General features: G+C 62.0%; 12 protein-coding genes and 1 pseudogene. 9 read left to right on the forward strand and 4 right to left on the reverse strand.

Annotated elements, in window-relative coordinates; translation table 11 throughout:
- Window positions 1-59 precede the first annotated feature (59 nt).
- Window positions 60-212, forward strand: coding sequence for a hypothetical protein (locus BO1_RS61965; protein ID WP_407669926.1), 153 nt, complete (start codon window positions 60-62; stop codon window positions 210-212).
- On the opposite strand, the gene BO1_RS09550 is transcribed toward BO1_RS61965, so the two are convergent.
- Complete coding sequence (locus BO1_RS09550; protein WP_028217361.1) at window positions 207-2546, reverse strand: xanthine dehydrogenase family protein molybdopterin-binding subunit; 2340 nt, start codon at window positions 2544-2546, stop codon at window positions 207-209. The two genes, BO1_RS61965 and BO1_RS09550, sit on opposite strands and share 6 nt — an antisense overlap.
- A gap of 408 nt (window positions 2547-2954) precedes the next feature.
- Window positions 2955-3479 (reverse strand): GlcG/HbpS family heme-binding protein, encoded by a 525-nt coding sequence (locus BO1_RS09555; RefSeq protein ID WP_028217362.1) that lies wholly within the window; start codon window positions 3477-3479, stop codon window positions 2955-2957.
- 411 nt (window positions 3480-3890) lie between these two features.
- On the opposite strand from BO1_RS09555, the gene BO1_RS50370 reads away from it, so the two are divergent.
- Complete coding sequence (locus BO1_RS50370; protein ID WP_043284344.1) at window positions 3891-4910, forward strand: AraC family transcriptional regulator; 1020 nt, start codon at window positions 3891-3893, stop codon at window positions 4908-4910.
- Window positions 4911-4923: 13 nt separating this feature from the next.
- Here BO1_RS50370 and BO1_RS50375 read toward each other — a convergent pair whose 3' ends face one another.
- Complete coding sequence (locus BO1_RS50375) at window positions 4924-6249, reverse strand: MFS transporter (protein ID WP_043284291.1); 1326 nt, start codon at window positions 6247-6249, stop codon at window positions 4924-4926.
- A gap of 394 nt (window positions 6250-6643) precedes the next feature.
- Here BO1_RS50375 and BO1_RS61010 point away from each other — a divergent pair.
- The 3 genes and pseudogenes from BO1_RS61010 to BO1_RS09575 form a co-directional block, all read left to right on the forward strand.
- A pseudogene (locus tag BO1_RS61010) lies at window positions 6644-6809 on the forward strand (carboxymuconolactone decarboxylase family protein); the annotation flags it as partial.
- A gap of 60 nt (window positions 6810-6869) precedes the next feature.
- The gene (locus tag BO1_RS09570; protein WP_028217363.1) at window positions 6870-7727 is read left to right on the forward strand and encodes a helix-turn-helix domain-containing protein; all 858 of its coding nucleotides are present in this window, start codon (window positions 6870-6872) and stop codon (window positions 7725-7727) included.
- 68 nt (window positions 7728-7795) lie between these two features.
- A complete protein-coding gene (locus tag BO1_RS09575) occupies window positions 7796-8260 on the forward strand; it encodes a nuclear transport factor 2 family protein (protein ID WP_245643751.1) in 465 nt (154 codons plus the stop codon).
- A 70-nt stretch (window positions 8261-8330) separates the two neighbouring features.
- Here BO1_RS09575 and BO1_RS09580 read toward each other — a convergent pair whose 3' ends face one another.
- Window positions 8331-8729: an FKBP-type peptidyl-prolyl cis-trans isomerase gene (locus BO1_RS09580; RefSeq protein WP_028217365.1), complete on the reverse strand. Its 399-nt coding sequence runs from the start codon at window positions 8727-8729 to the stop codon at window positions 8331-8333.
- 283 nt (window positions 8730-9012) lie between these two features.
- Here BO1_RS09580 and BO1_RS09585 point away from each other — a divergent pair, with 283 nt between their 5' ends.
- From BO1_RS09585 to BO1_RS09600, 4 genes are all read left to right on the forward strand, one after another.
- A complete protein-coding gene (locus tag BO1_RS09585; RefSeq protein ID WP_043284294.1) occupies window positions 9013-9933 on the forward strand; it encodes a LysR family transcriptional regulator in 921 nt (306 codons plus the stop codon).
- Between the two features lie 280 nt (window positions 9934-10213).
- Entirely contained in the window at window positions 10214-10822 is a 609-nt protein-coding gene (locus tag BO1_RS09590; RefSeq protein ID WP_407669927.1) for a M24 family metallopeptidase, read from the forward strand.
- Between the two features lie 40 nt (window positions 10823-10862).
- A complete protein-coding gene (locus BO1_RS09595) occupies window positions 10863-11780 on the forward strand; it encodes a LysR family transcriptional regulator (protein ID WP_028217368.1) in 918 nt (305 codons plus the stop codon).
- A 237-nt stretch (window positions 11781-12017) separates the two neighbouring features.
- Complete coding sequence (locus tag BO1_RS09600) at window positions 12018-13220, forward strand: NAD-dependent formate dehydrogenase (RefSeq protein WP_028217369.1); 1203 nt, start codon at window positions 12018-12020, stop codon at window positions 13218-13220.
- Window positions 13221-13250: the final 30 nt, after the last annotated feature.

Below are 13250 nucleotides of genomic sequence, written 5' to 3' on the forward strand. Positions count from 1 at the left end.
ACCTGTGATTGGGCAAGGTGGATCTCCGGCGTCCCGTTGAGCCCAAATTCGGCTGCGGTATGGGCGTTTGTGGCGCCTGCACGGTCCTGGTCGATAACATGGCTTTTCAGGCTTGTCAGATACCCCTATCCGCGATCGGGTTCCCGTCAGTTCCGGTTCGTGTTCGCATCGGAGTGCCCGGAGCAAGGGAGTTTCTGGAGCGGACCCTATGACAACGGTTCTCCCGTTAATACGGACTGACACCATATATCCCCTCCGGACGGCTCTGGCGGATCAATAAGTGGAAGGTGTCGAACCCGATTCCCCGTGAGTGCGAAAAGCGCATTCGCTACGGCTGGCGCAATGGGCGGCGTACCCGCTTCGCCGACGCCCTGTGGTTCGGTACCACACTGGAGCACTTTTGTGTGAATCTCAGGACAGTTCGACATATTGACGAGGGGGAAGTCAGAAAAATACTTCTGCTGAACCTGACCGTTCACGATGCTGATTCGTTGTTGCAAGGCGGCAGACAGCCCAAAAATAATGCCGCTCTCGATTTGCTGCTCCACGAGATTCGGATTGATCGCGACGCCGCAATCGATCACGCAGTAGACTCGCATGACCTGGAAACTGCCGCCAACCCTTTGCACGTCAGCGACCTGCGCGACCACACTGCCAAACGCTTCGTGCATTGCCATGCCTCTGGCAGTCGTTCCGTTACGCTGCGGCAGCGTCTGCCACTGAGAATAGGCCATGAGCGTTCGCAGTACATAGGCGTGACGCTGGTGTTCCGGTCGCGTCAGCATCTCCAGCCGAAACTGGAAAGGATCCTTGCCCGCGGCGATCGCCATCTCGTCGATAAAGCTCTCGACAAAGAACGCATGAAGCGAATGTCCGACCGACCGCCAGCTACCTACGGGTATCGGCAGCGTCACCGTATTGTGTGTAACGGAAATGTTCGGGCATTCGTACGGCTGATCGAACGCACCCTCCGCACTCGTCGTGTCCTTGAACATCTCGACGACATCCTTGGGGTAGCCGAATGCACGAGGCAGCGCTTGCACGCTCAGCGACTGGCTGGCCGATTCGTTCTTCCAGGCAATCAGCTTGCCATTTGCATCCAGCGCACCCGTGAATTGCGACACGCATGCGGGGCGATAGAAGTCGTGCGTCGTATCTTGTGCACGCGGCCAGATGGTCTGCACGGGACGTCCGTTGGCATGGCGTGCGATTGCCACCGCCTGCACGATATAGTCGACTTCGAGCCGACGGCCGAATCCGCCGCCGATCAAGCATGGATGCATCTGCACCTTGTCTTCGTTCAGATCGAGGAAATTTGCCACGGCCTTGCGCGCCGCCATCGGGATCTGCGTGGATACCCAGATCGCCGCTTCGTCATCCCTCACCGCGGCAGTACAGTTGATCGGCTCCAGCGCCGCATGCGCGAGGTACGGCGCTTCGTACTGCATTTTCAGTGGTTTCAACTGCTTCAGATGGGCTTCGACATCGCCAGCCGAATAGAAGGACTGGGCAGCATCGCCGTCTTCGATCGCCTTGATCAAGGCGATGGTGATGTCTGCATCGCTGACGTCTTTTGCCGGACCGTGATCCCACGTGTACGACAACTCGCAGAGCGTGCGCATGGCGATGTACGGGTTATCAGCAATGACCGCGACTCCGCCGGTACCGCCGTGGTAGGGATCGACCGTGAAGATGTCATGTATGCCCTCGGTGTTCTCCACGTTCGCACTATCGTATGCGGTCGCGATTCCGCCGAGCGTTGGACACATCTTGACGCTCGCGTATAGCAGGTCTGCCGGATGCGCATCGATCCCGAACTGTGCCGATCCATCGATTTTCGAAGGTGCCTCGAATCGGTTCAGTCGCTGCCCGATAATCGTGAATTTCGATCTGTCCTTGAGCGTGACGTGCGAGGGAGGCCGCTCGTTCTTCACCTCATCGAGAAGATCGCCAAACGTCGACGAGTGTGTACCACAGACAATGTGGCCCGCGCGTGCTTCGCATGCGCTAACTGGTTTTCCCCACTTCTTCGCCGCCGCGTTACAGAGCATGACGCGAGCGGACGCACCGGCCTCGCGCATCGGTTGCCAGAGATCGGCGATGCTCGTCGAACCACCCGTCACCATCGTGCCGTCCAAAAGTGTGAGAAGCCGCGCGAACGCTTCTTCGCCCTTTGCAGTCCAGGCGTGATCCTCGGGACGAAGAGGAAGCGCGCGTGCGAGATTTACGCGGTTCGTATATAGCGCTTCTATGGGAGCATCGACGAGCTGGACTTGGGACCAGTCCGCACCGAGTTCGTCCGCCAGCAACATCGCGGCGCCGGTGTGGATGCCCTGCCCCATTTCGGCCTTGCTCATGACGATCGTGACGATGTTGGCGCCGTCGATCATTAGCCAGCCGTTGAGCGCCACATTGGTGCCGGGTGTATCGAGATGTTTTCTGGCTTGCCTGTCCTCGTGTGATGGCGATACTGACCATCCGATCGCGAGCACGCTCAAGCCCGCCAAACTCGCACCACCGATAAGAAAGGTTCTCCGTGCCAGCATGACATCGCCTACCGAATGTTCTTACAGCGTATGGAGGTCGGCGAAGGCCGAAACCCGCAATTTTCCTTGCAACTTCCATAGTTGACGATCTGGAGATGCGAGTTGCCGCATAAGAAACGCGTCTTTTTCTCCTTCTCGAATCACCTATATTAGTCACTGGGTGTGGTAATTGCGAATCCGAAGTACAGCTGCAAACTGTAGCGATCGCTGAAAACGGAATAGCCGGCCGTAGATCGAGCGAAGGCAGGACAGACGGTTGGTTGCACGAAATGGTAGAACCCGGTGCTTCGAATTGAGCCGCCCGCCACTGACAAGCACCTCCTCCTGGACGTTCCAATGGCGTGTTCACGTGGGTAAGGGACCTTCACGAGCCAATTTATCCGTTGTGTCCCGGACAGCGATGCGACACTATTTGATCGAGTCGGCGGCCGCCTTGCAGACCATAGCGTCCTGATCGCCAGTACCGCCGCTACAGCCGATAGCACCGACAAGCTTTCCTTCTTGCACGAGTGGAAATCCTCCCGGCGATGCGACCAGCCCCGCGTCCAGCGTGCCTACGTATGCGTGTCCGGTCTCGAACTGGTTGTAGAAGACCCGTGTTTCGCGACGAAATCGTGCCGACGTGCGCGCCTTGTTCTGCGAAATTGCAATCGACGCGTACTGTGCACCGTCCATTCGTTCAAACGCGAGTAGATCTCCATGTGTATCGACAACAGCGATATTCATTTTCCAGTCGTGCCTTTTCGCTTCGGCTTCTGCAATTGCGAGCAGCTTCTTCGCGGTGTCCAGGCCAATTGCCGTGCCGTAGGGAATGTCGAATGGCATCTTGTCGGGCGTCCCGCCTGCGGAGGGTTGTGAGGCCGGGAGCTGCGCCATCGCCGCGGTTGCCACGACGAGGCAAGTTGAGCATGCGAACTGGACAAGGTTTTGCATCGCACTATCTCCTGTTGATCGCCGGAGGCTCGTACCGTGACGCTGTCGTCCGAAAGCTTGTCATGACATTCCGATTGATTGCCAACGTACCGTGCGGAGGGGCGACATGCAAGCGGCATTTGCCCGTCAAAAGCGCGACGCCCTTAAACCCGCGCTTTCCGTCGCCAATATGAGCGGCAGCGCGCTATCGATGTCGGCTGTCCTCCGTGATACTTGTGTCCGTCCACGCCGAGATTTGGCATTTTTTTTTGCCCGCACAGACTCGATACAATGCAACAAGAGGCATGGCGCGCCGTACGGTTCTCATCCGTCCCGCGACATCTTCCGGATTAAGGGAACAAGCCGTTGTTCGGCGCTCGCCTTGCTGCGGCCTTTCATATTCGCCCACCAATCGGGTCACAGGTTTCCGCCATGCTCCAAAGTCTCAACGGGGCCGGTAGTGCCGCGGTTCGCACGAGCCGGATCATTCACAGCCATTTCGACGTTCGAAATGAGCCGGTATCCCGGCAACTGCTGAGCTGGCGCGAGCGTGTCGGGCACGTCATCGATATCGTGGCTTCGCGTGTCCAGACCGAACAGCCGTTTTACGGGGCGATCGACCTATTCGTTGTCGACGACATCGTCATTACGGACTGCTGGACGGACGAGTTGATGCTCGAGCGTACGATTGCCCGCATATCGCGGGACAACGTTCGCAGTTTCGCCTTTCACGTGTTTCTGGAAGGCGGGGTCGTGCCGTCGGCCAGGCGCCAGGGTGAACTCTGCCGTGAAGGCATTCTGGCGCTCGACATGGACCAGCCTATCCGGATGCACCGGCAGGCTTGCCGCGTCATCACGCTCTTCGCGCCCGGGGCGCTGTTGCAGCAATTCATTGCCGACCCGGCAGCCCTCCATGGGCGTGTGCTCCAGCGCGCAAGCCCGATGGTGCGTTTGATCGTGCAACATGTCACGGCCCTGGCCGAAAGAATGGGTTCTGTTGCGATAGACGAGGCGCGACGAAGCCTCACGGCTACCGCGCAACTGCTCACCGCGGCCTTCGCGCAGGAGGCAGGGCTTGCCGGCGATGCGCGCGCAGCGGTGCGCGCAGCGATGTTCGACAAGGTACGCCGCTACGTGCAGGCAAATCTGCAGGATTCCGACCTTTCTCCCGAAAGTGTTCTTGACGCGCTTGGATTGCCTCGTCCGACTTTATATCGGCTGTTTCAGCACGAAGGCGGAATCGGCGCCTATATCCGGCACCTGCGACTTCGCCAGGCGGCCGACGATCTGGTCCGGCATCCCCATCTTCCAGTAACGGACATCGCGTACGGGCACGGCTTCAAGAGCGCATCAGATTTCACACGGGCGTTTCGCCGCGCGTACGACATGACGCCGCAAGATATTCGGGCAATGGATAACCGTTTTCTGCACGAATGGAAGCCGCACGTATAGGGCCTGCGCATTGTCAGACGTCCGCGCGTTCCTCCTTGAAGCAGAGCAGCGCACCGACACTCAGCAGGCAGCATGGCACGGCGTACCACGCTACGGCCATTGGGTTGCCGCTCCAACTGACCAGCGCTGTCACGACGAGCTGCGCCGTGCCCCCAAACAGCGCCGTGCCGAGCGCATAGCCGGTGCCGTAGCCGCTCGCCCGCACGTGCGGCGGCCAGGCTTCGAGAATCAGCACGTTCACAAGGCATCCACCGACCGCCACGAGCGCGGTAATGCACGCTACACCGGTCAGCAATGCCATTGCAGTGCCGGTGTGAATGATCAAATAGAAGATCGGCGGAATGACGACCGCAAGCGCTGCGGCGACGGCAATGACGAGCGGCTTGCGGCGCGGCAGCCTGTCGGCGAGCCAGCCCGATGGCGGAGCTAGCATCATGATCAACAGACCCGCGAATGCCGTCGATATGAGCCCCGTGACGACGTTTTTGTGCATGATGCGGTTCAGCCACGCTGGCATGTAGTAGACGATCGAATAGAACGACACCGTGCTAAAGCTCATCGACAGCGTGGCCAGGATCAGCATTCTAATGTGACTCCGCACGGGTCTGCCGGCCCGGCGACGCATCGCATGGCCGGCCGCGTGCGCACGTGGGGCATCGCTCGCGAGGAATTGGCGCCGCACGTAGTAGCCTGCCGCGAGCAGCGGCAACGCGACTGCATAGGCTATGCGCCAGCCCCATGCAGTCAGCTGCCCGGGGGAGAGCATGCTGCCGAGCAGTGAACCCAGCGATGCCCCGAGGAGCGGGGCGAGTGCGTTGCCCGCCAATTGGATGCCGATCGCACGACCGCGCAGCGCCGGCGGCGCGGCTTCCACGACGAGTGCGGCTGCCGCGCCCATCTCACCGCCGAGCGCGAGGCCTTGCACCACGCGTGCCAGGACGACTATCAAGGGGGCGGTTACGCCGAGCACGGCATAGGGCGGACAAAGGACAATAGCGGCTGTACCGAGCGTCGCCATCCAGGAGGTGGCGAGGAGCGCGCGACGGCGACCAGCGCGATCCGCCCAGGCGCCAATCACGATGGCGCCCACCGGGCGGAACAGAAACCCGACGCCGAACGTAGCGACGGCGAACAGCAGCGACGTCATCGGATCGACGGAAGGAAAGAACTGATCCCCGATCATCGCTGCAAAAAGCCCAAACACGCTGAAATCGAATAGCTCGAGGCCATTTAGAAGCGACGTTGCGATGACGATCTTCAGAAGCGAACGGCTACCGTCCGCAGCATGGCCCGGTTCGATCAGCACGCACGGATCGTCATCAATAACTGGCTTTCCCATCCTTTTGATCCGCCTGGTCGATGGCCAAGGTTAGCAGGCTTAACCGGGCGCTTGAATAGAGCCAAAATGATTTCTGGCGAACCGTTTCGAAACGTCCGTATCATCGGGAATGGGCTTATATTGCCTTCGTGCTTGTCGTCGGATGCAGATCAGTGGGTGGCTTACAACTCGGTGTACCAATGCGAAGAAGGCGAGTGATAGCCGGACTCGACAAAAACACCCGCGGGGCAGGCACCCAGTTTCGCGAAGCGGAAACGAAGGGGCTCATCGCCGTCTAGCAACGCTTTCGCGGTCTCGCCGATTACATGCCATGTAATTGGCGCATGCATCGCACGCCTCTACTCTTCGGCTGTCGCGCTTCCATTCCGGCAGTGCTCACCGCCAAGGCGTTACCATGTCCACCTACCCTGTTTGCACGATCGAGTCCGCTCCCGTGCAATCGCGCCCCGTGCTTGAGCAACTGCAACAGCCGTTCGGCATGATCCCGAATATCGCTGATCAACGGTTTTATCGGCCTGTTCGAGCGCGTGCACTCGAGCAGCCTGACCGAGCCGCAGATTCCGGGCATGCGAGTGCGCCCTGAGCCCTCTCCATTCGTCTAACCAAGTTGGGGGAATCCGATGAACGCCACCCGTCCCGATCCGAAAGCGCCCGGCGACCTGGGCGAGTTGCTGCGCTATTGGCGCGACGTGCGTAGCGTGAGTCAGCTCGATCTGTCGCTCGACGCCGGGGTCTCGCAGCGACAGATCAGTTTCATCGAAAGCGGGCGCAGCGTCCCTGGCAGGGATACGCTGCTGACGCTTGCACAGACGCTCGATGTGCCGCTGCGCGAGCGCAATGCCCTGCTGCTCGCCGCCGGCTACGCACCCATGTATTCGGAAGCGCCATGGGACGCCAAGGAGATGCACAGCGTGATCCGCGCGCTCGAACGGGTCGTGCGCCAGCATGAACCGTTTCCGGCGATCGTGATGGATCGCCACTGGAACGTCTTGATGACCAACGACGCGGCGCCGCGCTTCTTCAATTGTTTCATCGACATGGCCGCGCGCAAAAGCCCGCGCAACATGCTGCATCTGATCTTCGATCCGCAAGGGATGCGACCGTTCGTGGCCGACTGGGACACGGTCTCGCGCAGCCTGCTGCAACGCGTGTATCGGGAATCGGTCGGTCACACGGTCGACGCCGGCACGCGGCATCTGCTCGACGAACTGCTAGCCTGGCCAGACGTGCCGCGTGACTGGAAAACGCATCATGCGCCCGCCTCCGCGTCCACGATGCCGGTCATTCCGATCGGCTTCATCCACGAAGGCGTCGTGCTTCGATACTTCTCGATGGTGACGACCGTGGGCGCGCCGCAGAACGTTGTGGCACAGGAACTGCGCCTCGAATGCATGTTCCCCGCCGATGACGAAACCGAAGCACGCCACCTGCAGTTGCTCGCCGAACATGCAAAATCCGGCAAGGTAACGGCGCTGTAAGCCGCGCCTAGTCCACTCGGAGGAAGTCAGGGCGCAACCGGCCGGTCTATGTTCACGCTATTGCCTGAATGCCGGAGGACGCGGACGTGAGTGATAGCGCGGTGCAAATTGCCAATCTGCTGTACCGATATGCGGAATGCATGGACAGCGGCGACTGGGATGGTGTGGGGGCGTTGTTTAAGCACGCACGCTTGAAGACGCGGGACAGCCATGCCGGACTCAGCGCGCCGGAATTCCTGGAGCTGTTGTATGGCCACGTGAAGCGCTATCCCTGTGGCACGCCACGCACCCGGCATGTCGTCACCAATCCGATCATCGAAATCGACGAGCCGGCCCACCGTGCAACGGCCCGCTCGTATTACACGGTCTTGCAGGCGACGGAAGGGTTTCCCCTGCAGCCCATTGCGGCTGGGCGCTATCACGACGCGTTCGAGCGCGTCGACGGCGTCTGGCGCTTTTCGTTTCGCGACTACTCGCTGCTGGATATGACAGGCGACTTGCGCCACCACCTGAACGGCATGCCCGCGCAGTAAGCGGCGCAGCCGCGAACGCGGCGTCTTCCAGATGGCACCCGACTGCGGTCGGGCGCCATCTACCAATCCATTACTGGCCGATGCCGATCAGCTCGACTTCGAACGTGAGGTCGCTGTTCGGCGGGATCGGGCCAACAGCGCGATCGCCATACGCGGTTGCCGCCGGGCAGGTCAGCTTCGCCTTGCCGCCCACCTTCATCTTCTGCAGCCCTTGCGTCCAGCACGGAATCACCCGGCCGAGCGGGAAGGTGGCCGGGCCGCCATGCTTGTCGGAGCTGTCGAATTCGGTGCCGTCCGCGAGCGTGCCGCGATAGTTGACGCGCACGACGTCGTTCACGGTCGGTTGCGGACCGGTGCCTTGCTTGATGTGCTCGACCACGACGCCCGATGGCAACTTCTCGATGGTGTTGCCGGCGAAGGCGGTCGATGCAATGGTGGCAGTGGCGAGTAACGCAATCAGTGATTTCATACTATGTCCTCGTTGAATGGCTCGCCAATTATATCGGGTGCTTCGCGCGGCCCCGGATCGGCACGCCATGCATCGCGAGACAGGCACCCGAGCCGGGCCGGCCGTGGCCAGGCGTGGCCCGGCCGAATCGGGCATTCGGGCGAGCACATAGTGCGGATGTTCGCCCCGTTATGAGCCCCGCGCAGCAAGGCTGCCCGAGCATGGCCAGCAATTTCCCTGAATTGACACCTCGTTATATCGCACCGTATACAGCAATGAACGATGTCAAATTACGGCGGTTCGCATGTCCAGGGAAGTCATCGACTCCTATTTGCTGAAAGTTCTCCATACGCTCATCACCGAAGCCAGCGTCTCGCGCACAGCCGTGCTGCTCGGCCAGTCGCAGCCGACCATCAGCGTCGCGCTGCGCAAGCTGCGCGCCATGACGGGCGATCCGCTGCTCGTGCGCAGCGGCAGCCGCATGGTGCCCACGAGCCACGCGCTCACGCTAATCGAGCCGGCGGCGCAGGCGCTCGCGGGCATTGCCGCGGTGCTGCATCCGACCCGGGCTTTCGATCCGGCCACCACGCGCCGCACCTTTCTCATTGGCTCTCCTGACTATCTGGACGCGTTCTTCCTGCCCGCCGTGGTCGATGCGTTCCGTACCGAGGCGCCGCGCGCACGTATCGAATTCCAGCACCTGATGATGGTGGACGGCGGCTACGAACATGGTCTCGAGAGCGGCACGCTCGACCTCGTGATCGGCAACTGGCGCACGCCGCCCGAGCACCTGCATCTGCAGCCGCTATGCAAGGACGATCTCGTGTGCCTGCTGCGCGCGCAGCACCCGATCAAGCCCGGCAAGCTGAGCCGGGCCATCTATCAGGAAGCGGAGCATCTCGCCGTCACGACCCACAACGCTACGGGGCTGGGCACGATCGATGTCGAGCTCGCGCGCAGCGGTCTGTCGCGCAACGTGACGACAACCTTGCCCTACTTCGGCATGGCGCCTTATGTGCTGATGCGCTCGAATCTGCTCTTCACGACCACGCGCGCGCTTGCCGCGCATTACAGCAAACTGCTTCCGCTGCGCATGGAGCCCCTGCCCGGCGATCCCCAGGCACTCACTTACTATCAGCTCTGGCACGACCGCACCCATCGCAGCGCGGCGGCCGTCTGGCTGCGCCATCTCGTGGCCGGCGTCGCGAAGGAACTCGCGCGCTGAGGGGGACGCGAAGCCCGGTTTTCGCGTAGCTTCCGATCGGCACCAAGACCGGATCGCCATCTGCGAGGCGCTTCACGCCGGGCTGCGGCGCCCCCTTACCGCGACGGTCAGCGTCTCGTTATATACTATTGAATATATCGATTTCGCAGGGTGCCGCGGTTGTGTCCCTCTGTGGCTCGCCCCCGGGCGCCCTGTGCAATGAACCCCGAGACAACCGGAGTGATATCAGGTGAGCACTGTTGACAAACAGGCGGTCGGCGAAAAATTCTCGCCCGACGCCATGGAGCACGCACGCGTGATGACCTGGAAGGCGGTCCAGCAGATCGCGGACGCCATCCAGCCCGGCATGCGCGAATCGGAAGCCAATGCCCGCGCGAAGGCGGTCCTGCAGGTACTGGGCATGGAACGCATCTGGCACCCGGTCATCGTCCGGATCGGCGAAAACACGCTGCGCACCTTCAGGGAGCGCTCCGCGGAGGACCCGGTGCTCGGTTCGAACGATATTTTCTTCGTCGATCTGGGCGTGGTGTGGAGCCAGCACGAGGGCGACGCTGGCGCGACCTTCGTCACGGGCGACGATCCCGAGATGATTCGTTGTGCAGAGGACGTTGAAACGATCCACGATGAAGTGGCCGAGCATTGGCGCAGCACCGGGTGCAGCGGCGTCGCGCTCTACGACTATGCCGCCGCACGGGCCGAAGCTTATGGCTGGCGTCTGAACGTCGACATCAAGGGCCATCGTGTCAGCGACTTTCCGCATGCCATCTACAAGGCGGGCGATCTCGGCGAGTTCGCTGCCGCGCCCGCGGCGGGGCTATGGGTGCTGGAGATCCAGATCGCCCACCCGACCCGGCCCTTTGGCGCGTTCTACGAGGACCTGCTAGCCTAGCCTGGCCTCGCTACGGCCAGCCCACACAGACCCGCCACGCATGTTCATCCGTCAGCTCCACTATCTGGTGACGCTCGCGCGGGAGCAGCATTTCGCGCGCGCGGCCGATGTCTGCAATGTCTCGCAGCCCGCGCTTTCTTCCGCGATCCGCAGCCTCGAAGACGAACTCGGGCTCGTGCTCGTGAGACGCGGACGACGTTTTCTCGGCTTTACCGAGGATGGCGAGCGGGTGCTGGGCTGGGCGCGTCAGACCCTCGCCACGCTCGAACACATGCGCCAGGACGCATCGGTTGCGCGTGTGCGGCTGAGCGGCACGCTGCGCATCGGCGTGATTCCCACCACGCTGCCTATCGTCAGCCTCCTGCTGTCCAGCTGCCGCGCCGAGCATGCGGGCATACGCTACTCGCTGCGCTCGTTGAACTCGGACACCATCCTGCGCCAGCTCGACGAATTCGAACTCGATATCGGCTTCACCTATCTCGACAGCAAGGTGCAGGCCGGCTTCGCCATCGCGCCGCTGTATTGCGAGCGCTATGTGCTGGTCTCCCCCACCGGCTGCGGCGAGGGGGCCTGCAATGGCCTCGAGCGCTGGGAAGCACTGGAAGGCCTCGATTTGTGTCTGCTCGATTCCTCGATGCAAAACCGTCAGGTCATCAACGCGGCGTTCCGGCGAGCGGGCGTGCAACCCACGGTCATTGCCGAGGCCGATTCGCTGCTTGCGCTCTTTTCCGCCGTGGAGCATGTGCGGCTCCACAGCATCCTGCCGCATAGCCTGCTGGGCAGCGCGCACGCAAGCGGTCTTTACACCGCAACGCTGCTCAAGCCGGAGCTGACCCGGGAAATCGGCCTCATCACGCGCAATGCCGCCGTGATGCCCCCACTCGTCGCGGCGATGTGGGAGAGCGCACAGCGCCTGGACCTGCAAAGCCGCTTCGACGCCCTGCTTCGGGGCGCGTGAGCGCCAGCGCCGACGCAACGGTGCCCGTCTGCCCGGGCCGGCGAGCCGTCGATCGCAGGCCTTGATAAGCCGCGCTTATCAGACCATCTCTCCAAACAATTGGACCCATCCAGCGTCCTCGACAACACTCTGGCCATCGATCCTTCGTGAGCCGAACGATCGTAACGAAGGCAGGAGCGGCACTGCGGCGCCGCACCTGCCTCACCCAATCCCGCTTTCCATCATGGAGTGAGACACATGGCCAAGGTACTTTGCGTCCTGTACGACGACCCCGTCAATGGCATGCCCAGGCGCTACGCGCGCGACACGGTCCCCACCATTGCCCGCTATCCCGATGGGCAAACCGCCCCCACGCCGAATGCCATCGACTTCACGCCCGGCGAGATGCTCGGCAGCGTTTCCGGCGAACTGGGTCTGCGTCGCTACCTCGAGTCCCTGGGCCACACGCTCGTCGTCACTTCCGACAAGGACGGCCCCAACTCGCGCTTCGAACAGGAGCTCCACGACGCCGAAGTCGTGATCTCACAGCCGTTCTGGCCAGCCTATCTCACGGCCGAACGCATCGCGAAGGCCCCGAAGCTCAAGCTCGCGCTCACGGCCGGTATCGGCTCCGACCACGTCGACCTGCAGGCCGCCAGCGAACGCGGCATCACGGTGGCCGAAGTCACGTACTCCAACAGCATCAGCGTGGCCGAGCACGTCGTGATGATGATCCTCTCGCTGGTACGCAACTATCTGCCCTCTCATGAATGGGTGAAAAAGGGCGGCTGGAATATCGCGGACTGCGTCTCGCGCGCGTACGACCTCGAAGGCATGCATGTCGGCACGGTGGCCGCCGGGCGCATCGGCACCGCCGTGCTGCGCCGTCTCAAGCCGTTCGACGTGAAGCTCCACTACACCGACCGTCACCGCCTGCCCGAGCAGGTTGAACGCGAACTGAACCTCAGCTGGCATCCGAACGTGGAATCGATGGTGGGGGTCTGCGACGTGGTCACGATCAACTGCCCGCTGCACCCCGAAACGGAACATTTGTTCGATGCGCAGATGCTGGCGAAGATGAAGCGCGGTGCGTACATCATCAACACGGCGCGCGGCAAGATCTGTGACCGCGACGCGATCGTCGACGCCCTCGAGAGCGGACAGCTCGCCGGCTACGCAGGCGACGTCTGGTTCCCGCAACCCGCGCCGCGTGATCATCCGTGGCGCAGCATGCCGCATCAGGGCATGACGCCGCATACGTCGGGCACCACGCTCTCCGCACAGGCCCGCTACGCGGCAGGTACGCGCGAAATTCTCGAGTGCTGGTTCTCGGGCAAGCCGATCCGTGACGAGTACCTGGTTGTCGACGGCGGCAAGCTCGCGGGCGTGGGCGCCCACTCCTATAGCGCCGGCAATGCAACCGAAGGCTCCGACGAGGCGAGCCGCTATCAGACGGCGTAACAGACGGCGGAAACGCCCGCGCTGCGCGCG

Source organism: Paraburkholderia oxyphila NBRC 105797, assembly GCF_000685075.1.
Classification (GTDB): Bacteria; Pseudomonadota; Gammaproteobacteria; order Burkholderiales; family Burkholderiaceae; genus Paraburkholderia; species Paraburkholderia oxyphila.

Coding starts and splice junctions, on each gene's coding strand:
- BO1_RS50375 (WP_043284291.1), bottom strand. CDS start 6,249: ATGGGAAAGCCAGTTATTGATGACGATCCGTGCGTGCTGATCGAACCG.
- BO1_RS09550 (WP_028217361.1), bottom strand. CDS start 2,546: ATGCTGGCACGGAGAACCTTTCTTATCGGTGGTGCGAGTTTGGCGGGC.
- BO1_RS09595 (WP_028217368.1), top strand. CDS start 10,863: ATGTTCATCCGTCAGCTCCACTATCTGGTGACGCTCGCGCGGGAGCAG.
- BO1_RS09555 (WP_028217362.1), bottom strand. CDS start 3,479: ATGCAAAACCTTGTCCAGTTCGCATGCTCAACTTGCCTCGTCGTGGCA.
- BO1_RS09570 (WP_028217363.1), top strand. CDS start 6,870: ATGAACGCCACCCGTCCCGATCCGAAAGCGCCCGGCGACCTGGGCGAG.
- BO1_RS09585 (WP_043284294.1), top strand. CDS start 9,013: ATGTCCAGGGAAGTCATCGACTCCTATTTGCTGAAAGTTCTCCATACG.
- BO1_RS09600 (WP_028217369.1), top strand. CDS start 12,018: ATGGCCAAGGTACTTTGCGTCCTGTACGACGACCCCGTCAATGGCATG.
- BO1_RS09590 (WP_407669927.1), top strand. CDS start 10,214: ATGGAGCACGCACGCGTGATGACCTGGAAGGCGGTCCAGCAGATCGCG.
- BO1_RS09580 (WP_028217365.1), bottom strand. CDS start 8,729: ATGAAATCACTGATTGCGTTACTCGCCACTGCCACCATTGCATCGACC.
- BO1_RS61965 (WP_407669926.1), top strand. CDS start 60: ATGGGCGTTTGTGGCGCCTGCACGGTCCTGGTCGATAACATGGCTTTT.
- BO1_RS50370 (WP_043284344.1), top strand. CDS start 3,891: ATGCTCCAAAGTCTCAACGGGGCCGGTAGTGCCGCGGTTCGCACGAGC.
- BO1_RS09575 (WP_245643751.1), top strand. CDS start 7,796: ATGCCGGAGGACGCGGACGTGAGTGATAGCGCGGTGCAAATTGCCAAT.